The sequence below is a fragment of the Gordonia sp. ABKF26 genome, from assembly GCF_041103195.1.
In the GTDB taxonomy this organism is placed as follows: domain Bacteria; phylum Actinomycetota; class Actinomycetes; order Mycobacteriales; family Mycobacteriaceae; genus Gordonia; species Gordonia terrae.
Genome location: NZ_JBGCVZ010000003.1, coordinates 1,024,761 through 1,049,440, shown reverse-complemented (window position 1 = coordinate 1,049,440; position 24,680 = coordinate 1,024,761). Strand labels below are relative to the sequence as shown.

Annotated in this window: 23 protein-coding genes; 9 read left to right on the top strand and 14 right to left on the bottom strand. The window is 69.0% G+C overall.

All coding sequences use genetic code 11. The features are described 5' to 3' along the window. Positions 1-5 precede the first annotated feature (5 nt). Genes AB4Z55_RS05340 through AB4Z55_RS05325 form a run of 4 tightly spaced genes read right to left on the bottom strand, consistent with a single transcriptional unit; the run spans position 6 to position 3,977 of the window. A complete protein-coding gene (locus tag AB4Z55_RS05340; protein ID WP_248643865.1) occupies positions 6-1,682 on the bottom strand; it encodes an FAD-binding oxidoreductase in 1,677 nt (558 codons plus the stop codon). 14 nt (positions 1,683-1,696) lie between these two features. Beyond that, the gene (locus AB4Z55_RS05335) at positions 1,697-2,299 is read right to left on the bottom strand and encodes a TetR/AcrR family transcriptional regulator (RefSeq protein WP_101820798.1); all 603 of its coding nucleotides are present in this window, start codon (positions 2,297-2,299) and stop codon (positions 1,697-1,699) included. Between the two features lie 17 nt (positions 2,300-2,316). Beyond that, positions 2,317-2,931 (bottom strand): hypothetical protein, encoded by a 615-nt coding sequence (locus AB4Z55_RS05330; protein WP_101820797.1) that lies wholly within the window; start codon positions 2,929-2,931, stop codon positions 2,317-2,319. Continuing rightward, positions 2,889-3,977 carry a DMT family transporter gene (locus AB4Z55_RS05325; RefSeq protein ID WP_369519313.1) on the bottom strand — a complete coding sequence of 363 codons (1,089 nt, stop codon included), beginning with the start codon at positions 3,975-3,977 and terminating at the stop codon, positions 2,889-2,891. Before AB4Z55_RS05325 ends, AB4Z55_RS05330 begins: the two co-directional genes overlap by 43 nt. A gap of 94 nt (positions 3,978-4,071) precedes the next feature. Here AB4Z55_RS05325 and AB4Z55_RS05320 point away from each other — a divergent pair, with 94 nt between their 5' ends. Further along, positions 4,072-4,971 (top strand): LysR family transcriptional regulator, encoded by a 900-nt coding sequence (locus tag AB4Z55_RS05320; RefSeq protein ID WP_248643867.1) that lies wholly within the window; start codon positions 4,072-4,074, stop codon positions 4,969-4,971. 80 nt (positions 4,972-5,051) lie between these two features. On the opposite strand, the gene fgd is transcribed toward AB4Z55_RS05320, so the two are convergent. Together fgd and AB4Z55_RS05310 are read right to left on the bottom strand one after the other, a co-directional pair. Next, on the bottom strand, positions 5,052-6,062 hold the full coding sequence (gene fgd, locus AB4Z55_RS05315) for a glucose-6-phosphate dehydrogenase (coenzyme-F420) (RefSeq protein ID WP_369519312.1): 1,011 nt from the start codon (positions 6,060-6,062) through the stop codon (positions 5,052-5,054). A 133-nt stretch (positions 6,063-6,195) separates the two neighbouring features. Next, positions 6,196-6,882 carry a GntR family transcriptional regulator gene (locus tag AB4Z55_RS05310; protein ID WP_004019778.1) on the bottom strand — a complete coding sequence of 229 codons (687 nt, stop codon included), beginning with the start codon at positions 6,880-6,882 and terminating at the stop codon, positions 6,196-6,198. A 183-nt stretch (positions 6,883-7,065) separates the two neighbouring features. On the opposite strand from AB4Z55_RS05310, the gene AB4Z55_RS05305 reads away from it, so the two are divergent. The 3 genes from AB4Z55_RS05305 to AB4Z55_RS05295 all read left to right on the top strand — a co-directional run bounded on the left by AB4Z55_RS05305 (position 7,066) and on the right by AB4Z55_RS05295 (position 11,386). Then, positions 7,066-8,442 carry a cytosine permease gene (locus tag AB4Z55_RS05305; RefSeq protein WP_369519311.1) on the top strand — a complete coding sequence of 459 codons (1,377 nt, stop codon included), beginning with the start codon at positions 7,066-7,068 and terminating at the stop codon, positions 8,440-8,442. A gap of 196 nt (positions 8,443-8,638) precedes the next feature. Further along, complete coding sequence (locus AB4Z55_RS05300; protein ID WP_369519310.1) at positions 8,639-9,370, top strand: cysteine hydrolase family protein; 732 nt, start codon at positions 8,639-8,641, stop codon at positions 9,368-9,370. 99 nt (positions 9,371-9,469) lie between these two features. Further along, on the top strand, positions 9,470-11,386 hold the full coding sequence (locus tag AB4Z55_RS05295) for an ABC transporter ATP-binding protein (protein WP_369519309.1): 1,917 nt from the start codon (positions 9,470-9,472) through the stop codon (positions 11,384-11,386). Between the two features lie 136 nt (positions 11,387-11,522). Here AB4Z55_RS05295 and AB4Z55_RS05290 read toward each other — a convergent pair whose 3' ends face one another. From AB4Z55_RS05290 to AB4Z55_RS05280, 3 genes are all read right to left on the bottom strand, one after another. Beyond that, positions 11,523-11,804: a hypothetical protein gene (locus AB4Z55_RS05290; protein ID WP_033205231.1), complete on the bottom strand. Its 282-nt coding sequence runs from the start codon at positions 11,802-11,804 to the stop codon at positions 11,523-11,525. 73 nt (positions 11,805-11,877) lie between these two features. After that, positions 11,878-12,264 carry a YidH family protein gene (locus tag AB4Z55_RS05285; protein WP_004019784.1) on the bottom strand — a complete coding sequence of 129 codons (387 nt, stop codon included), beginning with the start codon at positions 12,262-12,264 and terminating at the stop codon, positions 11,878-11,880. Between the two features lie 4 nt (positions 12,265-12,268). After that, positions 12,269-13,243 carry an alpha/beta hydrolase gene (locus tag AB4Z55_RS05280; protein ID WP_004019785.1) on the bottom strand — a complete coding sequence of 325 codons (975 nt, stop codon included), beginning with the start codon at positions 13,241-13,243 and terminating at the stop codon, positions 12,269-12,271. Positions 13,244-13,400: 157 nt separating this feature from the next. Here AB4Z55_RS05280 and AB4Z55_RS05275 point away from each other — a divergent pair, with 157 nt between their 5' ends. Continuing rightward, positions 13,401-17,267 carry a Pls/PosA family non-ribosomal peptide synthetase gene (locus tag AB4Z55_RS05275; RefSeq protein ID WP_369519308.1) on the top strand — a complete coding sequence of 1,289 codons (3,867 nt, stop codon included), beginning with the start codon at positions 13,401-13,403 and terminating at the stop codon, positions 17,265-17,267. 192 nt (positions 17,268-17,459) lie between these two features. On the opposite strand, the gene AB4Z55_RS05270 is transcribed toward AB4Z55_RS05275, so the two are convergent. Then, positions 17,460-18,047: an HdeD family acid-resistance protein gene (locus AB4Z55_RS05270; RefSeq protein WP_101820788.1), complete on the bottom strand. Its 588-nt coding sequence runs from the start codon at positions 18,045-18,047 to the stop codon at positions 17,460-17,462. A 108-nt stretch (positions 18,048-18,155) separates the two neighbouring features. On the opposite strand from AB4Z55_RS05270, the gene AB4Z55_RS05265 reads away from it, so the two are divergent. Both AB4Z55_RS05265 and AB4Z55_RS05260 read left to right on the top strand, forming a co-directional pair. Further along, positions 18,156-19,049: a PaaI family thioesterase gene (locus AB4Z55_RS05265; protein WP_369519307.1), complete on the top strand. Its 894-nt coding sequence runs from the start codon at positions 18,156-18,158 to the stop codon at positions 19,047-19,049. 78 nt (positions 19,050-19,127) lie between these two features. Next, on the top strand, positions 19,128-20,198 hold the full coding sequence (locus tag AB4Z55_RS05260) for a DUF4185 domain-containing protein (RefSeq protein ID WP_004023720.1): 1,071 nt from the start codon (positions 19,128-19,130) through the stop codon (positions 20,196-20,198). Between the two features lie 82 nt (positions 20,199-20,280). Here the strand turns inward: AB4Z55_RS05260 and AB4Z55_RS05255 are convergent, their stop codons facing one another. From AB4Z55_RS05255 to AB4Z55_RS05245, 3 genes are all read right to left on the bottom strand, one after another. Further along, on the bottom strand, positions 20,281-20,934 hold the full coding sequence (locus tag AB4Z55_RS05255; RefSeq protein WP_369519306.1) for a DUF305 domain-containing protein: 654 nt from the start codon (positions 20,932-20,934) through the stop codon (positions 20,281-20,283). 103 nt (positions 20,935-21,037) lie between these two features. Beyond that, positions 21,038-21,481: a hypothetical protein gene (locus tag AB4Z55_RS05250; RefSeq protein WP_064569404.1), complete on the bottom strand. Its 444-nt coding sequence runs from the start codon at positions 21,479-21,481 to the stop codon at positions 21,038-21,040. 18 nt (positions 21,482-21,499) lie between these two features. Next, complete coding sequence (locus AB4Z55_RS05245) at positions 21,500-22,783, bottom strand: phosphatase PAP2 family protein (RefSeq protein WP_369519305.1); 1,284 nt, start codon at positions 22,781-22,783, stop codon at positions 21,500-21,502. 234 nt (positions 22,784-23,017) lie between these two features. On the opposite strand from AB4Z55_RS05245, the gene AB4Z55_RS05240 reads away from it, so the two are divergent. Both AB4Z55_RS05240 and AB4Z55_RS05235 read left to right on the top strand, forming a co-directional pair. Continuing rightward, positions 23,018-23,233, top strand: a complete 216-nt coding sequence (locus tag AB4Z55_RS05240) for a hypothetical protein (RefSeq protein WP_004023724.1) — start codon at positions 23,018-23,020, stop codon at positions 23,231-23,233. A 115-nt stretch (positions 23,234-23,348) separates the two neighbouring features. Next, positions 23,349-24,119: a deoxyribonuclease IV gene (locus tag AB4Z55_RS05235; protein ID WP_086534264.1), complete on the top strand. Its 771-nt coding sequence runs from the start codon at positions 23,349-23,351 to the stop codon at positions 24,117-24,119. A gap of 9 nt (positions 24,120-24,128) precedes the next feature. On the opposite strand, the gene AB4Z55_RS05230 is transcribed toward AB4Z55_RS05235, so the two are convergent. Continuing rightward, entirely contained in the window at positions 24,129-24,635 is a 507-nt protein-coding gene (locus tag AB4Z55_RS05230; protein ID WP_369519304.1) for a hypothetical protein, read from the bottom strand. Between the last annotated feature and the right edge of the window lie 45 nt (positions 24,636-24,680).

The following is a 24,680-nucleotide window of genomic DNA, read 5'->3' as shown; positions in this document are numbered from 1 at the left end:
GAGCGTCAGATCAGAATCCCGGGATTGCACACCCCGGTCGGGTCGAGCGACGCCTTCACCGCCCGCAACGCGTCGAGGGCCAGCGGTCCGATCTCGTCATGGTAGGCGTCCCGGTGATCCCGCCCGACCGCGTGATGGTGGGTGATACTCGCGCCGGACGCCCGGATCGCGGTATTGGCCGCGGATTTCGCCGCCGCCCATTGCGCCAGCGGGTCCTCGCCGAACGGCGCGACGACCGTGAAGTACAGCGACGCCCCCGACTCGTAGACGTGGCTGATGTGACACATCACCAGCGGTGGCGTGCCCGACGCCGTGAGCGAGTCCGTCACGGCGGCCGTCACCGCGGCGCGCACCTCGTGCAGCCGCGACCAGAAGGCGACGGTCTCGAGCGTCTCGACGAGCACCCCGGCGTCGAGCAATGGATCGCGCAGATACGGCCCCGCGAAACGGCCTGTACGCCAGGCCTCCCCGGGACCGTCACCCAGAGCGTTGCCCCCGACATCGGTCAGCACCGCCGACGCCGCGTCCCGCCGCCGCGCCACCTCGTCGGCCGCACCCTCGTACCCGGCGACGACCAGACACCCGGACCCGCCATCCGCTTCGCTCTCGGCGCCGGAATCATTCGGCCCGCTCGCTTCGCTCCCGGCGCCGGCGCCGGAATCATTCGGCCCGCTCGCTTCGCTCCCGGCGCCGGCCGGATCGGCGAGATTCAGCGCCGTCTCCACCTCATCCGACAGCCGGAGCACGGTGGGTAGCGGACCGTCCTGGGCGAGCCGACGGAGCGCGGTGGCGCCGTCGGCGAACGACGCGAACCGCCAGGCGTCGAAGACGCGGGTCGTCGGGACGGGCCGGATGCGCAGCTGGACGCTGGTGATGACGCCGAACACGCCCTCCGAGCCGAGGACCAGCTGACGTAGATCGGGTCCGGCCGCCGAGCGGGGCGCGGTACCGAGTTCGATCGTGCCGCGCGGAGTGGCCAGCACCAGCCCTTCAACCATCTCGTCGAACCGCCCGTAGCCCGCCGACGACTGACCGGCCGACCGGGTGGCCGCATACCCACCGATCCCCGCGCCCTCGTAGGACTGCGGGAAATGTCCGATGGTCCAGCCCTTCTCGCGGAGGAGCGCTTCGGCCGCCGGCCCCCGCAGGCCTGCCTCCAGCGTCGCCATGCGGGAGATCTCGTCGATCTCGACCACGCGGTCGAGGCGTCGCAGGTCGAGGCTGATCACACCGGCGACCCCGGCGCGGTCCGGCGTCAGACCGCCCACCACCGACGTCCCGCCGGTGAACGGCACCACCGCGATCCGCCGCTCCGAACACAGTCGCAGGATCGCGACCACCTCGTCGTGGTCGCCCGGGTACACCACCAGATCGGGTGCGTCGTCGGCGTCGCCCGCACGCAACCGCAGGATGTCCGGGGTGGAGTAACCGCGCGTGTGCTGAACCCGGGCGGCATCCGCATCGGAGACGTTGTCGGCACCGACGATCTCCGAGATCTGATCTCGCACAGCGGCATCGACGACCGGTCGGGCGAGCGTGATCGTCGCCGGGTCGACACCGGCATCGGCCGGGCGGTCGCCGGCGAGAGCAGCCGCCGCACCGGGCAGTTCGGCGGTGCGCGCCGGGTCTCCCCATCGCGGCCGGTGCATCTCGACGACGGGGATCGCGGTTTCGTCGGACATCGGATCGCCGCCGCTCATCGCGCCGTGCCCGGCCCGGTACCGCCGGTCGGCGCCGCGCCCCCGGCGTCGTCTCGGACGACCGCCCGGACGACCAGTTCGGCGATCTGCTCGTCGCTCAGGAAGCTGTCGGGGATGAGCATGAGGGAGTAGATGGTCCGCACGAGGAATTCCGCGGCCCCCCGCGGATTCGGGAACAACTGGTCCCCGATCTCGGGTTCGAGGTCGGGAAGGGTCTCCGCCACGATCTGGTGGATGAGCGTCGGCCCGGCCGGATCGCTGGTGGCGACCAGCGCGCGGACGACCTCCTCGGGCTCCTTGCGCAGCACGTACTGCAGCGCGTCGTGGTTGCGGATGTACGGCAGGACGTTCACCACCTGCGCGTGGATCTTGCCCGCCGCGTCGGGCGCACTGGCCGACCACTCGACCAGCTTCACCCGCAGCAGCGAGACCTCGCGCTCCACGATCGCCGTGACCAGCGCTTCGCGCCCGCCGAACATCCGGTAGGCGGTGGCGCGCGCGACCCCGGCGTGCCGTGCCACCGACGTCAGACTCAGCGTCTTGGCCCCGAATCGGGAGACGAGCCCGACTCCGACATCCACCATGCGGTCACGATCCATGCGAAAACCGTAGCGAATCAGCCTGAGGCGGGAACCGTCGTGGTGGTCGTCGTGACGGTCGGCGCCGTGGTCGTGGTCTCGTCCGGGACGGCATCTCGGGTGCTCGTCTGCGGTGCCGGGTCGTCGGCGGGCCGATCGGACTCCCGTGACTGCGACGGCGCGGACGGGGCCGGCGGAGGTGACGGTCGTCGGAACGACGGCGTCGTCCGCTCGGGCACCGGCGCCTCGGCCCGCGCGCTGATCGTCGTCTGACGCTCCACGCGGTCGGTACCCGAACCGCCGCCCCGGCACTCGACGACGAAGGTTCTCGACACGTTCGGGAACACCGTCGCCCCGAGAGAACCACGCGAACCGGGCCCCATCGCCGTCGAGTCGGTGGGCCGCAGCGCACCGCTCGGCGTGAGGGTGCACACCACGGCCGGGTTGCGCGTCGCGTTGTTGTACAGATCGATCTGGATGCGAGCCCCGTCGACGTGTACCGAACACCCGGGGACGGGCCCCGACCCGGCGAACGGCGGACAGCTCACATTCGGCGGCGCCGCAGGCGATTCCGAGTCGACGGTCAGAAGCGTAACCGCCGCGCCCAGGGTCAACGATCCGCCGATCGCGAGACCGGCGACGAGCTTGCGCATGACGGTGTCCCCTCGGTTGCGGTCGTGCCGGGACCCCGTTGTCGGTGTGGAGGCGCCATCGCCGGCGACGATGGGTCCAGGCTACGCGCAGGGCGGGCCATGCGCGGCCTCCTCGGCAGCAATCGGCGCGCGATGGCGACCCCGGCGAGGCAGAGCAGTCCACCGACGATACCGACGCCCGTCGGCAACTCGTCGAGCAGCACCCACGACAGGGCGATGACGATCGCGGGGACCACGAGCGTCGTGGCCGCCATCGCGCTCGCATCGGTGCGCGCCAACGCATACGCCCACGTGGAGAAGGCGATCGCGGTCGGCCCCACACCGAGGTAGATGACCGCCCAGATCGCCCCCGGCTCGGCGCCGGCCAACTCGCCGACGGCGACCGGGGCGAACGGCGCGGTCGCCACGAGACCCGCGACCGCACCCAGCCAGGTGGCGGTCAGCGCGTCGACGGTGCGCAGTGCGGACTTCTGGATCAACACGCCGGTCGCGTACAGGACTGCCGCGGCGACCCCGAGGACGATGCCCAGCCAGTCGGCGTGCGCGTCCGCGGTCGCGGATCCGCCGAGCGCTATCAGCACCACGCCGGCGAAGGCGATCGTCATGCCGATCACCAGATGGCGCGGAAATCCCTCTCCCAGAAACAGTCCCGCGGCAACGGCGACGAGGATCGGCGCCAGATTCACCAGCAGCGCCGCGGTCCCGGCGTCGAGGTGACGCTCGGCCCAGTTCAGCAGGATCGTGTAGCCCGCGAACCACGCGACGCCGTAGGCGATGACCATTCCCAGTGCGCGACCCCGCGGGAACAGCGGACGTGTCGGCGTTCCGGTTGTCCGCGCGCGCAGACGCACCACCGCCATGAGGACCGTCAGCGGGATGACCGCGGCGAGCAACCGCAGAAAAGCCATGGCACCCGGCGAGAACGTGTCGCCCAGCGCACGGATCCCGACGAAGGCCGACGCCCACAACACGACGGTGACGATCGCTGCCAGCGCGGGCAGCGATGCGGAGGCGGACGCAGCAGATGCCGGCAGGCGCGGGGACATACGGTCCAGAGTCGCCCATCCGGCACTTCAGGACAAGTGGATACTTGAATCCAACACTTCAGTGACACTGAAATGACCGCGTTATACTCGCCGCATGGTCGACATCCACCGACTCCGCGTCCTGCGTTCGGTCATCGGCGAGCAGTCCATCGGCGGGGCCGCGGCCGCGCTCGGGTACACACCGTCGGCGGTCAGTCAGCACATCGCCACGCTCCAGCGCGAGACCGGACTGTCGCTGGTGGAGCGTGACGGTCGTGGCATCGTGCCGACCGAGGCCGGCACCATCCTGGCGCGCGAGTCCGACACGGTCTTCGAGCAGATCGCCCGCGTCGACGGCCTGATCTCGGAGCTGCGCGACGGACGACTCGGCCAGTTGCGGATCAACTATTTCGCCTCCGCCGGCGCCACCTGGATCCCGCCCATCGTCGCGGCGATCTCCCGCGAATTCCCCGGACTGCGACTCGATCTGCGCCTCATCGAACTGATGGGCCCCTCGTCGACGTCACCCGACATCGAGATCTACGTGGCGGACAGTCGACGCCCCTCTGCCGAGGTCGGCGGCTTCGACGATCGCCGACTGGCCACCGACCCCTATCACGCTGTCGTACCGGAGGATTCACCGTGGGCGGCGCTCGAGTCGGTGACCCTCCGTGAGCTGTCCCAGGTCCCGTGGGTCGACAACGACGTGGCGCGCGGCCCGTGCCGACAGGCACTGCTGGACGCGTGCACGTCGGTCGGATTCGTACCCGATTTCAGCGTGGAGACACAGGACTACCCGACCGCGATCCGGTTCGTCGCGGCCGGGGTCGGACTCACCGTCGTCCCCCGACTGGCCCTGATCGACCTGCCGCCGGGCGTCGTGGCGATCCCGATCCTCGATCCCACGCCCGCGCGCGAGGTGCGGGTCCGGGTGCGCCAGGCCGGACTCGACCTACCACCGGTGCGACAAGTCCTCGACATGCTCGACTCCGCTGTGGCGCACAGCTTTTCGTAGGAGCTTCGACAAGCTCAGCCTCACCGCTGGTTGAGCCGGGCCGGGGCGAGGCGACGCCCCGAGTCGAAGCCACTCCCGCGTCAGCCGAGCTTGCGCAACCGCGGGGCGAGGTCGCGTTCGAAGTTGTCGAGGAACCGCTGCTGGTCGTGTCCGGGGGCGTGGAAGACCAGGTGGTTGAGCCCGGCGTCGGTGTAGAACTTGACCTTCTCGACGGCCTCGTCGGGGTCGGAGGACACGATCCACCGCTTGGCGACCTGCTCGATCGGCAGTTCGTCGGCCAGGCGCTCCATCTCGGTGGAGCTGTTGACGCTGTGCTTCTGTTCCGGGGTCAGCGACAGCGGGGCCCAGAACCGGGTGTTCTCCAGCGCCAGTTCGGGATCGGGATCGTAGGAGATCTTGATCTCGATCATCTTGTCGATGTCGTCGACGTTGCGTTCGGCCTTCTGCGCACCTTCGGCGACCGCGGGCAGCAGCTTCTCGGTGTAGAGCTCAGGACCCTTGCCCGAGGTACAGATGAAACCGTCACCGGCGCGACCGGCATAGCGGGCCACGACCGGGCCGCCGGCGGCGACATACACCGGGATCGGTTGCTCGGGAATGTCATACATGTACGCGCCCTGCGTGTGGTAGTACTCGCCGTCGAAGTTGATCTCCTCGCCGGTCCACAGCTCGCGCATGAGCGTGATCGACTCCCGCAGGCGTGCGAATCGTTCCTTGAACTCCGGCCACTCGCCCTGGAAACCGGTCGCGTACTCGTTGAGCGCTTCGCCGGTTCCGACGCCGAGCATGATGCGTTCGGGGTACAGGCAGCCCATCGTGGCGAAGGCCTGCGCGATGACCGCGGGGTTGTAGCGGAAGGTCGGGGTCATCACCGAGGTGCCGATCTGCACCCGCTTGGTGCGCTCACCGACCGCCGCCATCCAGGCCAACGAGAAGGGCGCGTGACCGCCGTTGTGCCGCCAGGGCTGGAAGTGATCGCTCACCGCAACCGAATCCATGCCGTGCTCTTCGGCCGCGACCGCGATCTCCACCAGCTCGCGCGGATCGAACTGCTCCGCCGATGCCTTGAAACCGAGCTTGAGTTCTGCCATGTCCATCGCTCCTCTGCCACCGGCCTCACCGCCGGCGCGGGCCGGTCTGCGGAGTCGGCCGAATCGTGTTGTGACCTCGCATACCAACGTAGAGCATGTGCGCAGACAGCGGCGTCGCCAGCCTGTCGCCCCGTCAGCCGGCCCTGCTGCCGGCCGCAGACGCCTCGCCGGACTCGCCAACGGTCAACGTCCGTGACGCTCCGGCCCGTGTGTCGGCGATGTGCCGCTCCAGCAGGTCGGCCGCACGCTCGGAGTCGCGGTCGCGCACGGCGTCGAGGATCGCCCGATGCTCGGCCACCGACACGTCGTGCCGCCGGCCCGCGGTCGGCAGATAGTAGAAACGCACCCGCTTGTTCACGTCGGCGACCATCGACTCGAGGACTCGGTTGTGCGCACAACTCGCCAGTCCGACGTGGAAGTCGCAATTGATCGCGGACAGCGCCGCGTCATCTGTCGTCGCATCCTGACGTTCGACGACCTGCACCAACTCGTCGAGTTGCGCGGCGGTGCGTCGTTGCGCCGCCAGCCACGCCGCTTTCCGCTCGACGATGAGCCGTGCCTCGAACAGGTCCGACAGTTCGGCGGCATCCCGGTCCCGGACGTAGGTGCCGCGATTGTGACGACGGACGACCCACCCCTCGGCTTCCAGGGAACGGAGGGCCTCGCGCACCGGGATGTGACTGACCCCCGACTCCCGGGCGAGCTCGTCGGCGTTGATGCGCGTACCGGGCGCGAGTCGTCCGGACAGGATGCCCTCCTCCACCTCGGCGCGAATCCGGTCCGCCGGGGCCGGGGTGACGCCCACGGCGCTCTCACTCATGGCGAGATCCTATATGAATTCTCGATTCTCGTTCTACGCGCTCGACGCCGGCCACCGTCGTGACGAGAGTTCGCCGCGAATGCCCTCCTGTCGTGGTTAATCGGTTGTTAACGACGCGGCAACGAGAGCGCGACGACTCGAGCGTTTCCTATAGGAACTTGCATCGAGGTTCGGGAGGAACCCATGAGCTCTACCTCAGACATACCCGTCGCCGGGACGGGACCCGGCAACACCGCCCCCGACGCGGCGGCGACCTTCGACGAGTACGAGGACCGGCCCGTCCCGGCGGCGGCGCGCAAGTCACTCTTCGCGGTGTCATCGGTGTGGCTCGGGTTCCCGATGATCCTCACCTGCGCGGTCTTCGGCGGCATGATCGTCTACTCGCTCGGCTTCTGGCCGGGCATGGCCGCGATTGCGGCCGGCAACCTGATCCTGATGGCTTACGTCGGCCTGCTCAGCTATCAGGCGGGACGAACCGGCGAGAACTTCGCGTTGATGGCGGCCCGGACGTTCGGCGCGAAGGGTTATCGCATCCCTGCGGCCTTCCTCACCACTGTCGTGATCGGCTGGTTCGCCTTCCAGACCGGCCTCACCGGCTCGACGCTCGAGGCGAGCATGGGGTGGAACGCCACAGTGATCGCGCTGATCGCCGGCGTCGGGTACGTGGCGGCGACGCTGCTGGGTATCCGGGCGCTGACCGTGATCGGCGTCATCGCGGCACCGCTCTATCTCGTCCTCGGTGTCCTCGCCATCGCCGACGCCTCGTCCGCGCCCGGCGCCGGTGAATTCACCTCGTACGCCGGTGGCGCCGGCGCCACCGCGCTCACCTTTGGTGCCGCGGTCACACTCGTGGTCGCCCTGTTCGCCGATTCCGGAACCATGACAGCCGATTTCACCCGTTGGTCGGTCAACGGCAAGCAGGCGTTCCTCGCCGCCTTCAGCGCCTTCCCGGTCGGCAACACGATCGCGCTGACCATCGGCGGCATCATCGTCGCGATGGGCGCCGGCGACGATCCGGCGGCCAACGGTGGCGGATTCCTCGGCATCCTGATCGACAACGGCGGCGTGCTGGTCCCGATCGCGATCGCCTTCGTGTTCATCAACCTCGGATCGGTGTGCACGCATTGCCTCTACAACGGCGCCGTCGGCTGGAGCGAGCTGACCGGCATCAAGATGCGTGTCCTGACCGTCGCACTCGGGGCCGTCGGTGTCGCGCTCGCCGTCGCCGGGATCTGGCAGCACTTCGAGGATTGGCTCAACCTGCTCGGCGTCGTCGTCCCGCCGCTCGGTGCGGTCCTCATCGTCGACCAGGTGCTCCCACGGACGAAGCGGGCCGCACCGGCCGATTCCCCGGTCGCCTGGCGCGCGACGTCGTTCGTCGCGTGGGGCGGCGGCGCGGTCGCAGCCCTCGTCACGCACTACGTCGCCCCCGTTCTGTGCGTCGTCGCGGTGGGGATCCTCGTGTCGGGAGTCCTTGCCGCGCTCCTGAGTCGGCGGTCATCCGTTCCGGCGGCGACGGCACCCGCAGCCACCGAGGGTGTCGAATCGGCGACGGTCTGACGCCGGCCCTTCGAGGCTCGTCGCTAACGCTCCTCACACCTCAGGGAGCAGAAACGGCATCTCGTCGCTAACGCTCCTCACACCTCAGGGAGCAGAAAGGGCATCTCGTCGCCAACGCTCCTCGCACCTCAGGGAGCATCCTGTGGCTCTCGGATCACGGAGCAGCAGCCCCCACCCACCGAAGCAGGAACCATCCATGACATCCTCTGCATCACATCGCTTTTCGACGATCGGCGCCGCACGGCCGTACGCCTGGCCCTACGACGGCGGTTTCGACCCCACCGCCACCGCACTCCTCTGCATCGACTGGCAGACCGACTTCTGCGGCCCGGGCGGGTACGTCGACTCGATGGGCTACGACCTGTCGTTGACGCGGGCGCCACTCGGACCGACCGCCCGGGTCCTGGCCGCGGCGCGCGACGCCGGCCTCACGATCATCCACACCCGAGAGGGCCACCGTGCCGATCTGTCCGATCTCCCGGCCAACAAACGCTGGCGGTCGGGACGGATCGGAGCCGAGATCGGCTCCGCCGGTCCCTGCGGTCGCATCCTGATCCGCGACGAACCCGGATGGCAGATCGTGCCGGAGGTCGCTCCCCGCGACGGCGAGATCGTCATCGACAAGCCGGGTAAAGGCGCCTTCTATGCCACCGACCTCGACCTCGTGCTGCGCACCACCGGGATCACGCACCTCATCCTGACCGGGATCACGACCGATGTCTGTGTTCACACCACGATGCGCGAGGCCAACGACCGCGGTTACGAATGCCTCATCCTCTCCGACTGCACGGGCGCGACCGATCCCGCCAATCACGAGGCCGCCCTGAACATGGTCACGATGCAGGGTGGCGTGTTCGGCGCCGTCGCCGCGTCGTCGGATCTCCTCGCCGTGATCGCCCCGGGAGCGGGCGTCGATATCGCCGTGTAGCACCTGCACCCCTGGTGAGGGGCGTGTTCGCGGCGGGCGATTCCTCTGGTGGCGAACACACTGGACTTGAAGCTCGGTTGAAGTTCTACCGTGGTTGGCATGAGCATGCAGTCCGTGGCCTGGGACATGATGTACAAGTCCGCCACCCAGCCCAACAGCAAGCGGTTGCGGGGCGACCGCCGGGCGACCCTCCGCCGGATCGGCGCATTCGCCCGACCCCACCGGCGTCGTATCGCCCTGTTCCTCGTGCTGTCGATCTTCACCGCGGTGCTGACGGTGGTGACCCCGCTGCTGGCCGGCCGGGTCGTCAACCTGATCACCGAGAGCGGCTCGGAGACGATGATCGTCGGACTCGCGGTCGCCATCGCGCTGATCGCCGTCGCCGAGGCCGCCGCGGGGATCGGGGTCCGCTGGCTGTCGGCGAACATCGGCGAGGGTCTCATCCTGGACCTGCGTCGAGCCGTCTTCGACCACGTGCAACAGATGCCGGTCGCGTTCTTCACCCGCACCCGCACCGGAGCCCTGGTGAGCAGGCTCAACAACGACGTCATCGGCGCTCAGCGCGCATTCAGCGACACCCTGTCGGGCGTCGTCTCCAACATCGTCACGCTCACCCTGACCCTCGCCGTGATGATCGCGATCAGCTGGCAGATCACGCTGCTCGCGCTGATCCTGCTGCCGGTCTTCGTCGTACCGGCGCGGCGGATGGGCCGGCGGATGGCCGCGCTGTCCCGCGAGGCCGCCGAGCACAACGCCCGGATGTCGACACAGATGACCGAGCGGTTCTCCGCCCCCGGCGCCACGCTGGTGAAACTCTTCGGGCGGCCCGACCTCGAGTCGCGCGAGTTCGCCGAGCGCGCCGACCGCGTCCGCGACATCGGCGTCCGCCGGTCGATGCTGCAGGCGTATTTCATGACGACCCTGATGCTGGTCTCGGCGCTCGCCCTCGCGCTGGTCTATGGGCTCGGCGGATGGCTTGCGGTGCAGGATCATCTGTCCGCGGGCGCGGTCGTCTCACTGGCACTGCTGCTGACCCGGATGTACGCGCCACTGACCGCCCTGGCGAATGCCCGGGTCGAGATCATGAGTGCGCTGGTCAGTTTCGAGCGCGTCTTCGAGGTGCTCGATCTCCGGCCCCTCATCACCGACGCCCCGGACGCGATAGCGGTGCCCGGCACCGAGAGTGGGCGGCCCGTACCGGTGTCCGTCCGGTTCGACGACGTCTCGTTCGCCTATCCCGCGGCCGACAAGGTGTCGCTGGCCTCACTGGAAGAGGTTGCCCAGCTGGACAACCGAGCCGGGACGACGGTGCTGCACCACGTCGACCTGGATGTCCCGGCCGGCAGCATGGTTGCCCTGGTGGGCAGTTCGGGTGCCGGCAAGTCGACGATCGCGAGTCTCGCGACCCGCCTCTACGACGTCGATGAGGGGTCGATCGAGCTGGCCGGGGTGGACATCCGGAAGTTGCAGACCGCGTCGGTCCACCGGACAGTCGGCCTCGTCACCCAGGACGGCCACCTCTTCCACGACACCATCCGCGCCAACCTCGTTCTCGCGCAGCCGAACACCTCCGACGACCAGATCTGGGACGCGCTCCGTCGCGCTCGGCTGGACGACCTGGTCGGCTCGCTGCCCGAGGGGCTCGACACGGTCGTCGGCGAACGCGGCTATCGCCTGTCCGGCGGTGAGCGGCAACGGATGACGATCGCCCGTCTGCTCCTGGCCCGGCCGTCGGTCGTCATCCTGGACGAGGCGACCGCACATCTCGACTCGACGTCGGAGGCGGCGGTTCAGGAGGCGCTCGGCGAGGCCCTCGAGGGACGGACCTCGATCGTCATCGCCCACCGGCTCTCGACGATCCGGGCCGCCGACGAGATCGTCGTGCTCGAGGGTGGGCGCGTCGTCGAACGCGGTGATCACCCGACGCTCCTCGCCCGCAACGGGCGCTACGCCGAGCTCTACCGCACCCAGTTCGCCGACGACGACCCCGAGGACTCGGATTCGCTGACGGCGTGACCCTTCGAGACGCGGCCTCCGCAAGCTCCGGCCGCTCCTCAGGGAGCAGGGATGGTCGCCGACCCCGCAAGCTCCGGCCGCTCCTCAGGGAGCAGGGGTGGTCGCCCTCACGCTTCTTCGGGAGGCAGAGGTGAGATCAGTCGTCGAGGTCGTCGAAGTTGTCGATCAGCCCGCGGCGCCGGGGACGATCGTCGGTGTCCTTGACCCGCTCACCGAGGCGGCGCCGGAGCTGCATGGCGATCAGCACGATGTTGACGACCACCACGGCGATCCCGACGGCCACCCAGAACCAACGGCCTTCCTGCCACCAGCCGACGGTCAGCCAGCCGATGCAGAAGATGAGGATCGTCGCGCCGACGATGGTCAGTGTCATCGAGAACGTCTGCGCGCTCCGCGAGAAGTCGGGGCCGGTGGTCACGATGATCTCCTGCATTCGGGGACAACTGTTGGCACGGCCGCCCCGGCGGAAACGATGTCGTGGTGGGCGCAGGTCAGGACTGGATCACCATGACGACCGCGACGAGGACAGCCACCACCACTATCGCAGCGACCACGAGCATGACCTGCTGCGGCCCCGGCATCTCGCCGCCGGTGACCAGGGCCCGCGACGTCCGCCGCCACCGCCAGGCCCCGAGAACCGCCAGCGAGGCGCCCAGCGCGACCATGAGGACGCCCAGCACGATGTCGAGGAGCGGGGTGGCCTCGTCGGGCGACAGGTAGACGACGGCGATCCCGGCCGCGATGAAGCCGAGGGCGGTCCGGACCCACGCGAGCAGGGTGCGTTCGGCAGCGAGGGTGAACCGGGCGTCCACCGCGCCGGGCGGCCTGATCTCCAGGTCGTCGTCGTACGACGGGCCCGGCGCCGCCGGAGCACTCACACCGTCAGCCGGCCCGCTTACCCGTTCGTTCGTCAGTGCTCTTGCCCTCTCGAATCGCTTCGGTGGCGAAGGCCGCGGTCACCTCGACCGCGTCCAGGGTCTCGGGGTGGTGGGCGCTCAACACCGGAAAGGCGTGTACCTGCCATGCGTAAGTGTGCGCCACCGCGGTGACGCCCAGCTCGTCGAGTGACTCGACGAGGTCGATGACGTCGGGCTCGAGCATCTCACCCTCGGCCGCGACGAGCACGGTCGGCGGGAACGAGGTGAGGTCGGCGTCGGCGATGCGCCGGACCCCGGTGAGCTCGACGGGCCCCTTGTCGAACTGGGGCGCCAGCCGGGCCATCTTGGACTTGGGTAGATAGGCGTCGGATCGGCTGGACCGGTCCGGGTGAACGCCGAGATCCATGTCGAGCAGCGGCGAGAACCCGATCAGCGCCGCCGGCGTCGGCAACCCGCGCGTGACGGCCGCCTCGACGACCTTCGCCGCCAAGAACCCCCCGGCCGAGTCGCCGGCGACGATGACACGGCGGAAGCCCCGCTCGTTGATCAGTTCGGCATATGCGTCGACGGCGTCGACGACGGAGGTCCCGACCCCCGCCTTCGGTAGTTGGCGGTACTCCAGCGAGAAGACCGGCACCTCACACGCTCGCGCCATCCGCGCCGCGATCGATCGGTGCGTACCGAGTCCGCAGACCACGAACGCACCACCGTGCAGATAGAGCATGGCCGTGTCGCTGTCCCGGCGTGAGGGACCGACCGGCATGATCAGCTCGGCCGGCCGACCGGCCAGGACAAGCTGTTCGCGGACCACGCCGCGGGGCTTGGGTCCGACCGCCATGATCCGGTCGATGAGGAACAGGCCCGCCAGCCCCGGCGTGTTGACCGGCCACAACGCCAGCGCCGGCTTCAGGAACACTCGTGCGCCGAACCACATGGGGAAAGACCGAAGGCTCGGGCGACGGTGGTGAACGATGGGCATCAGATCCTCCTGGCCCGAAGCTACACCCCGTGGCCGTCCGTTTCAGTACGTTCGTCGGGGTCGCCGTTCACTGTGTCGAGGTCGTTCGGTCACCTTGGTCGGCTATATTCTCGGACTCGTGACCAGATCGCGGATGTGCCCGGCAGGTGCCGTTTAGGTGCCGATCCCTCCCCAGTTCCTGTTGTCTGCGCAGGCAGACCCCCCTCGCACCCTCTGCGATGTACTCACCGCCACCGCGCGGGCGCACCCGGACGCGGCGGCCATCGACGACGGTGAGATGACCCTCACCTACGGCCAGTTGCTGGCCGTGGTCCGTCGTACCGTCACGCGCCTCGGCGGGGTCGGCGTCGGGCGGGGCAGCCGGGTCGGGATCCGGATGCCCTCGGGCTCGCGAGACCTCTATGTCGCGATCCTGGCGACCCTCTACGCGGGCGCCGCGTACGTGCCGGTCGACGCCGACGACCCGGACGAACGCGCCGAACTCGTCTTCGGCGAGGCCGGTGTCGACGCCATCGTCGACGCCGACGGACCGCGGTCGACCACAACGACGTCGACGTCCGCGGAACCCCCCGCCCGCCCCACGCCCGACGACGACGCATGGATCATCTTCACGTCCGGGTCCACCGGAAAGCCCAAGGGCGTCGCGGTCACCCATCGCAACGCCGCGGCCTTCGTCGACGCCGAGGCGGCCATGTTCCTCCCGGACGCCCCCATCGGCCCACACGACCGGGTCCTGGCCGGGCTGTCGGTCGCGTTCGACGCGTCGTGTGAGGAGATGTGGCTCGCGTGGCGCAACGGCGCCTGCCTGGTGCCCGCGCCTCGCTCGCTGGTTCGCAGCGGCATGGACCTCGGACCGTGGCTGGTGGCACGGGACATCACCGTCGTGTCGACGGTGCCCACGCTGGCCTCACTGTGGCCGCCGGAGGCCCTGGAAGCGGTGCGGCTGTTGATCTTCGGCGGCGAGGCCTGCCCGCCCGAGCTCGCCGACCGGCTGGCCGTCCCGGGCCGCGAGGTGTGGAACACCTACGGCCCCACCGAGGCAACGGTCGTGGCCTGCGCCGCACCACTGGGCGGGGACGGCCCGGTACGCATCGGATTGCCCTTGCGTGGTTGGGATCTCGCGGTCGTCGACGCCCAGGGACAACCGGTCGCCGAGGGCGAGGTCGGCGAGCTCGTGATCGGCGGCGTCGGTCTGGCCCGTTACCTCGACCCGGCCAAGGACGCGGAAAAGTACGCGCCGATGCCGACCCTCGGCTGGGAACGTGCTTATCGCAGTGGCGATCTGGTGCGCCTGGACACCGCAGGCCTGCTGTTCATGGGCCGCGCCGACGACCAGGTCAAGGTCGGCGGCCGGCGTATCGAGCTCGGCGAGATCGACAATGCACTGCAGAACCTGCCCGGGGTGAGCGGCGCCGCGGCCGCCGTTCGCAAGTCCGCGGCGGGCAACAGCCTGCTCGTCGGCTACCTCGTGTCGGCCGATCCCGGCTTCGACGTCGCCGACGCGCACGCCGAGTTGCGCCGCCAACTGCCCGCCGCGATGGTGCCCACCCTTGCCCTTGTCGACGAATTGCCCACGCGCACTTCGGGGAAGGTTGATCGTGATGCGCTGCCCTGGCCCCTGCCGGGCAGCAGCAGACCAGTGGATGACGACGTTGAACTGAGCGAGACCGAGCTCTGGCTGGCGCAACTGTGGACCGATGTCCTCGGGATGACCGTCTCCAGCCCGGACGTCGACTTCTTCGCCGAGGGCGGCGGCTCGCTGGCCGCGGCGCAGCTCGTCACCGCAGTGCGCGAACGATACCCCGACATCTCGGTCGCCGACCTCTACGACCATCCACGCCTGGGGTCGATGGCCGAGATGCTCGACGCCCGCCGCCCGACGACGAGCATCGACGAACGCCACATCGCACCGACCCCGCGCTCGGCCGGGCTGGCACAGCTCGCGCTGACCGTCCCGCTGACGACGCTCACCGGACTGCAGTGGGCCACCTGGCTCGGCGTGGTCAACAACCTCGCGGTGCTCGCCGCCGAGCGGATGGACCGCACCGTCGAGTGGCTGGTCGAGATCAACTGGTGGGTCCTGCTGGCGGCGTTCCTGATCTTCATCACCCCGCCCGGACGCATGTGCATCGCGGCTCTCGGCGCCCGGGTGCTCCTCGCCGGCGTCTCGCCCGGCGTGTACCCGCGCGGCGGCAGCGTCCACGTGCGGTTGTGGGTCGCCGAGCGACTCCTCGACGCCAGCGGCGCCGCCAACCTGTCCGGGGCACCGTGGATGATCTATCTCGCGCGGGCTCTCGGAGCGACGATCGGGCGCGGCGTCGACCTGCACACCATCCCGCCGGTGACCGGATTGCTCACGGTCGGCGACGGCGCGTCCGTCGAACCCGAGGTCGACATCTCCGGCTGGTGGATCGACGGCGACGACGTCCACATCGGTGAGATCGCCATCAAACGCGGCGCGTCGATCGGCGCTCGGTCGACGCTCACCCCGGGCGCGGTCGTCGGACGCGACGCCGTCGTCGCCCCCGGATCAGCGGTGTTCGGCCGGGTCAAGGCCCGCCAGCACTGGGCCGGTTCCCCCGCGGTCAAGATCGGGAAGGCCGAGCATCCGTGGCCCGACCACCGGCCCCCGCGGGCGACCTGGTGGGTACCGATCTACGGGCTGTCGTCGCTGGGGCTGGCCGCGATCCCGCTCATCTCCCTCGCGTCTGGCCTGGCGGTGATCGGGGCCTGGGCACTGACCGCGGACCGGTTGCGCGACGCCGGGATTCGCGCGCTGATCCTGCTGCCTGCGGCCACCATCACGAGCCTCTTCGTGTTCGCGGCCATCACCGCGGGCCTGGTCCGGCTCGCCTCGATCGGCCTGCACACCGGGTACCACCCGGTTCGTTCGCGTGTCGGCTGGCAGGTCTGGATCACCGAGCGCCTCCTCGACGCCGCGCGCACGTACCTGTTCCCGCTGTACGCGAGTCTGCTGACCCCGACCTGGTTCCGTGTCCTCGGCGCGAAGGTCGGTGTGGGGACCGAGATCTCCACCGCGCTCGTGCTCCCCCGGTTCACCACCATCGGCGACGGCGCGTTCCTCGCCGACGACACGATGGTCGCGTCGTACGAACTCGGCGGCGGCTGGCTGCACATCGACGAGGCGAAGATCGGCAAGAGGTCCTTCCTCGGCAACTCCGGTATGACCGGGCCCGGCCGCAAGGTCCCCAAGAACGGGCTGGTGGCGGTGTTGTCGGCAACGCCTGATCGGGCGAAATCGGGGTCGAGCTGGCTCGGCAGCCCGCCGGTGCGCCTGCGCCGGACCGCGGCCCAGATCGACACCTCGCGCACCTTCGACCCGCCGGCCACCCTGAAGATCGCCCGCTCACTCATCGAGACGCTGCGCCTGGTGCCCGTCATGGTGTCGTTCGGGCTGGGCGTCGGGCTGCTGCTCGCGCTGCAGTACGTCGCGGTACACGTGCACTACGGGGTCGCGGCCCTGGTGAGCGGCCTGCTCCTGCTCGTCGTCGGCGCGATCGCCTGCATCACCGCCGCCGCGGCCAAATGGCTGGTCGTCGGCCGCATCACGGTGAGCGAGCACCCGCTGTGGAGCTCGTTCGTCTGGCGCAACGAACTGTCCGACGCGTTCGTCGAGACCGTTGCGGCACCCTGGTTCGCCAACGCCGCGACCGGCACTCCGATCCTCAACCTGTGGCTGCGGATGCTCGGCGCGAAGATCGGCCGGGGCGTCTGGTGTGAGACCTACTGGCTGCCCGAAGCCGACCTCGTCACGCTCGGCGACGGCGCGACCGTGCAACGCGGCTGCGTGGTCCAGACGCATCTGTTCCACGACCGTGTGATGGCCATCGACCGCGTCACGCTCGGGGCCGGGGCGACCCTCGGCCCGCACTGCGTCGCGCTGCCAGCATCCGGACTCGGCGACTCGGCGACCGTGGGGCCGGCGTCGCTGGTCATGCGCGGAGATGTGGTCCCGGCTCACACCCGCTGGCAGGGAAACCCCATCGCTCCCTGGCCTCGCTGATCCGAAGGGACCGCATAACCGCAGTTCACAGCCCCTGCTCCCTGAGGTGCGAGGAGCGAAAGCGACGAGCCACGAAGGGTTGGCGACACACCTCACCAAGACCCTTCGTGACGGCCTCCGCAAGCTCCGGCCTCCTCAGGGAGCAGTTAGAGGGCTCACTCCGGGCGCACCGGGCTCTTTCGTAGTTCCGGCTCAGACCGTCGACTCGCCGGCGACCGGCTGCTCGACCTTCTTCGGCAGCGTGAGCAGTGTGGCGATCGACAGTGCGACGAGCATGATGCCGCCGACCCAGGCGAGCACCTCGAGCGAGAAGGCGGGCAGCACCATCATCACGATGCCCGCGATGATCGCGATGATGCCCGAGACGATCGAGAACCAGATGGGGGCGTGACCGGACTTGGTGATCGCCGCGTACAGGTCGGCGACGCCCTGGAAGATCCAGCCGATGCCGATGAACACCGCGAGCAGCCAGACCGCGTCGCCCGGGCTGAACAGTGCGATCACCCCGGCCAGCAGCACGATCGCGCCGACGACGCCGAGCATCACCCGGACCCCGGTACTGAGGAACGACGCCGCGAAGGCCTGGTAGATGCGGAAGATGCCGGCGATGATCAGCGAGATGGCGAACAGGATCGCGAGCACGACGATGGTCGGTCCGGGCCACAGGATCGCGATGACCCCGATCACGATGCCGACGATCGACGTGATGATGAGTGCCGTGCGCACGGCACCGACCAGTTCGTCGGGGAAGTGTTTGGTGTAGACCGTGGCGAAAGTCATGGTCGGAGGTTATCGGGCAGTGGAGGATCCGGCGCGCTATTCGCGCAGGAGTGGCACAAACCCGACCGTCGTCGTCGGCCTCGGATGAACAGGGGGTAAAGAGTAACGATGACCAACATCGCGTTCTTCGAGCCGATCAGCGGAGACGGCCGGCCCGACGAGGGAATCCGGTACCGGCCGACCACCTTCGCCGCCAGCCTGTGGGCACCCGGGACCCTGAACGGCCCCGCGGTGTGCGGCCTCGCCGCGCGAGCAGTCGAGGCCGAGTTCGGCCGTCACGAGTCGGGCGGCGACGAGTTCGTACCGGCCCGATGCACGATCGATCTGTTCAAGGCCGCGCGGGACATCGTGACGTCGACGCGAGTCCGCGTCGTCCGATCCGGCGGCCGCATCCGAGTCCTCGACGTCGATGTGGTGCAGCATCCCGACGACGCCGACGAGGTGGTCGTCGCCCGCGCCACGACGGTGTTCCTGCGCACCTCGACCAATCCCCCCGGCCGGCGGTGGCATCGCCCCGCGGACGCGGTCACCTTCCATCCACCGGAGATCGCCTCCGACGACGATCTGTCGCCCCGGTTCGCCTCCGACGCCGCGGACGACACCGTCGGCGAGTGGGAGCGGGATATGGCGAATCACCAGAACGGCCATCGCAAACGGATGTGGTCTCGCGCCGCACCCATCGTGGCGGGTGAGAAACTCACCCCGTTCCAGCGTGCGGTCATCAGCGCCGAGTCCGCGAGCCTCGTGTCGAACTGGGGCACCACCGGCATCGGCTTCATCAACTGCGACCTCACCGTTGCCCTGAGCCGGCTGCCGTCGGGTGAGCGGGTCGGCGTCGAGGCCGACGTCCACATCGAGGACGACGGCGTCTCGGTCAGCAACGCGGGCCTCTTCGACGCGCATGGGATGTTCGGGACCGCGCTCGTGACCGCGGTGAACAACGCCGCGGCGCAGATCGACTTCACCACCGTGGACAGCTCGGAGCGCTATCGGGAAGCCTGAGGCCATACGACATTTAGCCGTGCAAAGCACCGTAGTGCACCTCACACATCTCTCTCAGGTCTTGATAAGGTCACGGCCATGACACGGCGCCTCTCACGGCTTTTCCTGGGTCTTGTCGTCTCTGTACTGGCTGTTGCCTTGACGACCACCCTGGCCGCCTCACCCGCTCACGCCGCCCGCTACGCCAACGGCCCGGCGACCATCGTCAACCGGCTGACCGGCCCGTTCGCCATGAACGACACGATCGGACGGTTCAACATCGTCGGCACCGATCTCGGTGTCATGTGGGACAACGGACGGGGCGAGATCCTCACGGCCTTCGGCGACACCCAGTCGTTCAACGGATGGTCCCTGCTGTACGGCGAGCTCTTCTACTGGCGGTCGAACGTCCTGCTCCGGAGCACCGACCGGCATCTCAACGACGGCATGACATTCACCTCACACGCGGGCCGCCCCGGACATGCCAAGCGGTTGCTGAAGCCGAACGTCCGGCGCGAGGTCACCATCATCCCGACCGCCGGCGTGGCCGCCAACGGCAAGCAGTACATGACCGTGATGTCGGTGAAACGCTGGGACTCGCCGGGCATCTGGACCACGAACTGGGCCGGCCTCGTCTCCTCCTCGGACAACGGCGAGAACTGGCGAGCGGTGAACGCCTTCCGCCCCAACGGCGGCGGCAACAAGAAGTTCCAGATGGGCGCCTTCCTCAAGGTCGGCAAGACCGTCTACTACTACGGCACCCCCGACGGACGCTGGGGCGGCGTCTATCTCGCGCGCGTGGACGAGAAGGACATCGAGAATCTCGGCAAGTGGCAGTACTTCTCCTACGGCCGGTGGGTTCCGGGCAACCCCGATGCCGCCACCCCGGTGATGGGCGCGCCGACCGGTGAACTGTCGGTGCAGTGGAACGACTACCTCGGCAAGTACATCTCATTGGCCAGCCAGGACGTCGGCGTCACCCTGCGGACCGCCGATAACCCCTGGGGCCCATGGACTTCCGGAGAGATCGTCGCACCCTCGGTGGACCCGTACACGGGTTACGCGCCCTACATCCATCCGTGGTCGAAGGGCAGCACGCTCTACTTCACCTACTCGATCTCCATCGGGTACCAGGTCTATCTGATGCGGCTCCCGCTCCGACGCGGCTGAGCTCGATCCCTGCCACCGACGCGTCGGGGCGGCCGACGTCCGTTTCCGGATGCGACCGCCCCGACGCCGTCTCCCGGGACGATCAGCTCTGGCCGAGCATGCCCTTCATCTGATCGATCTCGGCCTGCTGAGTCCTCTTGACCTCCTGGGCAAGAGCTTTCGTCGCCGGGTCGACGCCGTCGGCGAGTACCGCATCGGCCATCGCGATGGCGCCCTCGTGGTGTCGGATCATGCCCTCGAGCCACAACCGGTCGAACTCCGTGCCGCGCGCGTCCCGCAGGGCGGTCATCTGGTCCGGGCTGAGCATGCCGGGCATCGCGGAGTGACCGCCATGCCCCATGTTCTCGTGGCTGTCGTCGGGATCGTCTTTACCGACGCCCCAACTCTCGAGCCGGTCCTCCATCTGCTCGATCTCGGCATCCTGCGCCTTCTCGATCGTCGATGCGAGGGCGATCAGCTCCGCATTGTCGGTACGGCCCTCGACGAGTTCGGACATCGCGACGGCCTGCCGGTGATGTCCGATCATCGTGGAGGTGAATTCGACGTCGGCCTCGTTGTGGGCAGCCGACGCCGACGCGGACGCCGTGGCCGACTCCGACACCGAGGTGGACGCGGACGGAGTGCCACTCGGCGACTCGTCGGGCGAACAACCGGCGATCGCGATGAGTCCCGCCGCGGTCAGGCCGATTGCTGCTGCCGCGCGGATTCGGCGTCGAGAGGTGTTGTGTGCGTGCATGAGTGAGTTCCTTGCTGCTTGTTGAACACCCGGCGGGCGCGACGGCCGGCCAGGGCGAGAAGAGATGACGGCATGACGGACCGAGCGGTCCGCGGGGGTCACCTCAGCAGCGAATCACCTGTAGTTGCAGATGGGAATACACGGCCCACGGCGGCGGTCGGCCCAGGACCGTCGTACGTCGTCGCGCGGTGTCGGAGATTCGTGGCAGAACGGCCAGCGACCAGACGAGCAACACGAGCACCACGGCCGGAAGGTCGACACCCGAGGCGCGGATGAAGACGCAGTCATGGGAGTGTTCGCCGCAGTCGTCGGTCCCGGTCATCTCGGGTGCGGCGGTCATCGTCGACGACGAGGTGAACGCCGAATGGTCCGCGTGGTGGGACATACCGCGGTCAGATCGTCCCGGCTCGCTCGCTTCGCTCCCGGCGCCGGCGCCGGGATGGCCCGACACCACCGTGTGCATCAGCATCACGGCGACTGCGAGCGCGAGGATGAACCCGCGGCGCCGGACCTCGGCGCCGCGACCGGTTTCTCGGCGGCGACTCACGGTGGCCAGGTTACGAGGTCACGATGCCGACGTCGACGCCCTGGCGTCATCGGGAACGGGATCGTCCCCCGATTCGGCCGCCTCCTCGGCGGCTCGCCGGCGTTGACGTGGGATCAGTATCTTGCGGTCGATGATCTGATAGGTCGCCACCACCGCCGCGGCCAGCGCCCATCCGAGCACGATGTCGAAGATGTAGTGCTCGGCCGTGTACACCAGGGCGAACGCCATCGCGAGCGCGTAGCCCATGAACAGTGTTTTGCCCAATGCCTTCACGCGTGGCCACATGAAGAGCGCGAGGAGCATCGTCAGACCGGCGTGCAGCGACGGGATCGCGGCCACCAGGTTGGACTTGCCCTGCCCGACCTCCACCAGGTTTGACGCCGCGTGGATGTTGAGGAAGCCCCAACCGCGCGCGGAGATCCGTTCGACGTACGGATTGGCGTCGGGGTACTCGTTTTCGAGCGGGCCGAGCAGCCCGCCCGGTTCCTTCGCCTCGGGCGAGTACATGCAGATGGGGTCGCGTGGGAAGTCCTGGACCTCGGCGGCGGTGCAACGCGCGGCGGCCCACGGCGGAGCGCCCGGGACGAGCGTGTACCCGACGAGGGCGAGGAACGTCGTCGCCACGAAGCACGCCGCGTAGCGACGCCACGCGGCCCGATCCTTCAGCCACAACACCGCCGCGACGGCGTACGGAATGATGAAGTACGACATGTAGACGACGCTGACGATGACCTCCCACCAGGGCGGGCTCGCCTGCTTGAGGTGCTCCTGCAGCCACGCGGTGGGATTGACCCCACCGGTCAGCCAGGCGTCGAAATCGATCGCCAGATGCCAGTGGGTGGGCATGTCGACGATGCGCGCGACGTCGCGCGTCCAGTCGTAGAGGATCAGGATCAGCGCGAACGGCGCCCAGTCGATGAGGATCGTGATGAACTTGCGCCGGCCGATGCAGGCGGCCGCGAGTCCCAGGCACATCAGGACGATCAGGCGCGTGCGGTCGAAGGCCAGGCCGTAGAGCGCGACGTGCACCGCCATCAGCACGATCCAGGCGCCGATCGCGATGCGTCGGACCATCGTCAGATCACGACGGCTCTCCGGGTCGGCCTCCATCTCGGCCGCGGCGGCCAGATCGTCGAGGACCGGGGACACTCCCGCCGGGCCGGCGTCGTCGCCGTCGGCGTCGTCGCGTTCGGTGTCCACGGAGGAATCCGATGTGGCGGTGGTCGTCTCGGCACTCTCGCGCTCATCGCGCTTGGAAGATCTGCCCGGCTGCGGGACGCCCACCGACTCGTCGACACTCACCCGACACAACCCCGCCTGTCACACCCCGCAGGGCAACCACCCACTTAACCTGCCGTCAGTGTAATGGCCATCTCCCGTTGGCGAGCCACCCCGACGGCCAGGCATGTCGGATTCGAGCGCTTTCGGCGAGGCGGCACGCACCCGACCCGCGCCTTCGGCGGTTTTCTCGGACGCCTCGCCCGGCGGGGTGTTGTGGATCACACTGGAGGCGTCGATCCCCTGAAGGAGGTCTCGGTGCCCAATCGCTACCTGCGCTACGGCGACCAGCGCTACATCATCAACAAGGAGGCGGAGGCCCGCCTGAACCGCACCCTCGACGCGGTCTACGCCGACGGGACCCGCGGACACGAGTGGCTGAACCTCTATCACGACAGCGCGGCACCCTGTCGGCTCCTCATCGCCCCCGGGGTGCCGATCACCATCGAGACCGAGCCGTGCCTGGGTGAGTGACGCGCGGGTCCGGGGTCGAGACGCGGCCGGACGAACGTCGCCCCCTTCGGGCGTGTCCGCGTATCGGCGTCGACGGGGGCGTCGGCACGTCGGTGAGGGCAACTATCGTTGTCGCATGCGCATCGGAGCACATCTTCGCGAGGACGCCGACCCACTGGCCACGGCCGCCGAACTCGGGATCGACGTCTTCCAGATGTTCGTCACAGACCCTCAGAGCTGGAAGAAGCCGCAGCCCAACCCTCGGGCGGCGGAGTTCCGTGAGTCCGACATCGACGTCGTCGTGCACTCCAGCTACCAGATCAACGTCGCGAGCCTGAACAACCGGTTGCGGATGCCGTCGCGCAAGGCCGTCGAACAGCAGGCGGCCGCTGCCGCCGAGCTGGGTGCCTTCGGACTCGTCGTCCACGGCGGCCATCTGCGCGACGGCGAGGACAGCGCCGAGGGTTTCGCCAACTGGCGCAAGCTCTTCGACCGTCAGGTCGACAAAGGCGGCTTCGGCGTCCCGATTCTCATCGAGAACACCGCGGGCGGCGACCACGCGATGGCGCGCACGCTGGAGTCCATCGACCGCCTCTGGGAGGCCGTCGGCGACTTCGATCAGGCGGGCTTCTGTCTCGACACGTGCCACGCCTGGGCGGGCGGCGAAGACCTCGTCGGGCTCGTCGAGCGGGTCCGCCAGATCACCGGCCGGATCGATCTGGTGCATCTCAACAACTCTCGCGACGAGTTCGACTCCGGCCGCGACCGGCACGCCAACCTCGCGTCGGGCCACATCGACCCCGAGGTCCTCGTCGCGGTCGCCGAGGCGGCGGGCGCGCCGGTCATCCTGGAGACGCCGGGCGACGGCATTCCCGACGACCTCGCCTATCTGCGCGAGTCGCTGTAGTTCGTCACGTCACCGGACCGGGTAGGCGGCGACGTTCATGACGACCGTCCCCCGGCAGGGCCCGCCGTAGATCGTGGTCCGCCACACGCCTTTCAGGGATCCGTCGCTCTGCGGCTTGTAGGTGGCGACCGACCGCGCCGGACGCCACACCTTGGGCACGCCGACCCCCTGCCAGCAATCCCACTGCCAGCTGTAGCGATGCACCCAGGAACCGTTCTGCCAGGTGTATCGCGGTGGTTGCGGCAGCGTCGGATTGGCCGGCTTGGGTCCGCCGACGACGGTCGCGACGCATCGGCTGCGCACACAATCGGTGTCGAAGGTGTAGTCGTCGGAGAAGTCGGGCTCGCGTTGGCGTGCCGCCAGGCTGGTCCCGGTCTTGGAAGCCGCGAACCGCTTGAGCGAGTACACGCCGTCCCAGGTCGGCTTGGGCGCCGCGTCGGCGGGAGCGACGCTCACCAGCAACCCGGCGGCCAGGGCGAGGACCACGGTCACGATGCTCGCCGGAACGACCACCATATTTCGGCGTCCGGCGGTGGGAGATCTGCGCATTCACCCATTGCA

Coding starts and splice junctions, on each gene's coding strand:
- AB4Z55_RS05255 (WP_369519306.1), bottom strand. CDS start 20,934: ATGCACGCACACAACACCTCTCGACGCCGAATCCGCGCGGCAGCAGCA.
- AB4Z55_RS05340 (WP_248643865.1), bottom strand. CDS start 1,682: ATGTCCGACGAAACCGCGATCCCCGTCGTCGAGATGCACCGGCCGCGA.
- AB4Z55_RS05305 (WP_369519311.1), top strand. CDS start 7,066: ATGAGCTCTACCTCAGACATACCCGTCGCCGGGACGGGACCCGGCAAC.
- AB4Z55_RS05280 (WP_004019785.1), bottom strand. CDS start 13,243: ATGCCCATCGTTCACCACCGTCGCCCGAGCCTTCGGTCTTTCCCCATG.
- AB4Z55_RS05335 (WP_101820798.1), bottom strand. CDS start 2,299: ATGGATCGTGACCGCATGGTGGATGTCGGAGTCGGGCTCGTCTCCCGA.
- AB4Z55_RS05230 (WP_369519304.1), bottom strand. CDS start 24,635: ATGGTGGTCGTTCCGGCGAGCATCGTGACCGTGGTCCTCGCCCTGGCC.
- AB4Z55_RS05330 (WP_101820797.1), bottom strand. CDS start 2,931: ATGCGCAAGCTCGTCGCCGGTCTCGCGATCGGCGGATCGTTGACCCTG.
- AB4Z55_RS05325 (WP_369519313.1), bottom strand. CDS start 3,977: ATGTCCCCGCGCCTGCCGGCATCTGCTGCGTCCGCCTCCGCATCGCTG.
- AB4Z55_RS05260 (WP_004023720.1), top strand. CDS start 19,128: ATGACACGGCGCCTCTCACGGCTTTTCCTGGGTCTTGTCGTCTCTGTA.
- AB4Z55_RS05265 (WP_369519307.1), top strand. CDS start 18,156: ATGACCAACATCGCGTTCTTCGAGCCGATCAGCGGAGACGGCCGGCCC.
- AB4Z55_RS05295 (WP_369519309.1), top strand. CDS start 9,470: ATGAGCATGCAGTCCGTGGCCTGGGACATGATGTACAAGTCCGCCACC.
- fgd (WP_369519312.1), bottom strand. CDS start 6,062: ATGGCAGAACTCAAGCTCGGTTTCAAGGCATCGGCGGAGCAGTTCGAT.
- AB4Z55_RS05235 (WP_086534264.1), top strand. CDS start 23,349: ATGCGCATCGGAGCACATCTTCGCGAGGACGCCGACCCACTGGCCACG.
- AB4Z55_RS05270 (WP_101820788.1), bottom strand. CDS start 18,047: ATGACTTTCGCCACGGTCTACACCAAACACTTCCCCGACGAACTGGTC.
- AB4Z55_RS05310 (WP_004019778.1), bottom strand. CDS start 6,882: ATGAGTGAGAGCGCCGTGGGCGTCACCCCGGCCCCGGCGGACCGGATT.
- AB4Z55_RS05300 (WP_369519310.1), top strand. CDS start 8,639: ATGACATCCTCTGCATCACATCGCTTTTCGACGATCGGCGCCGCACGG.
- AB4Z55_RS05320 (WP_248643867.1), top strand. CDS start 4,072: ATGGTCGACATCCACCGACTCCGCGTCCTGCGTTCGGTCATCGGCGAG.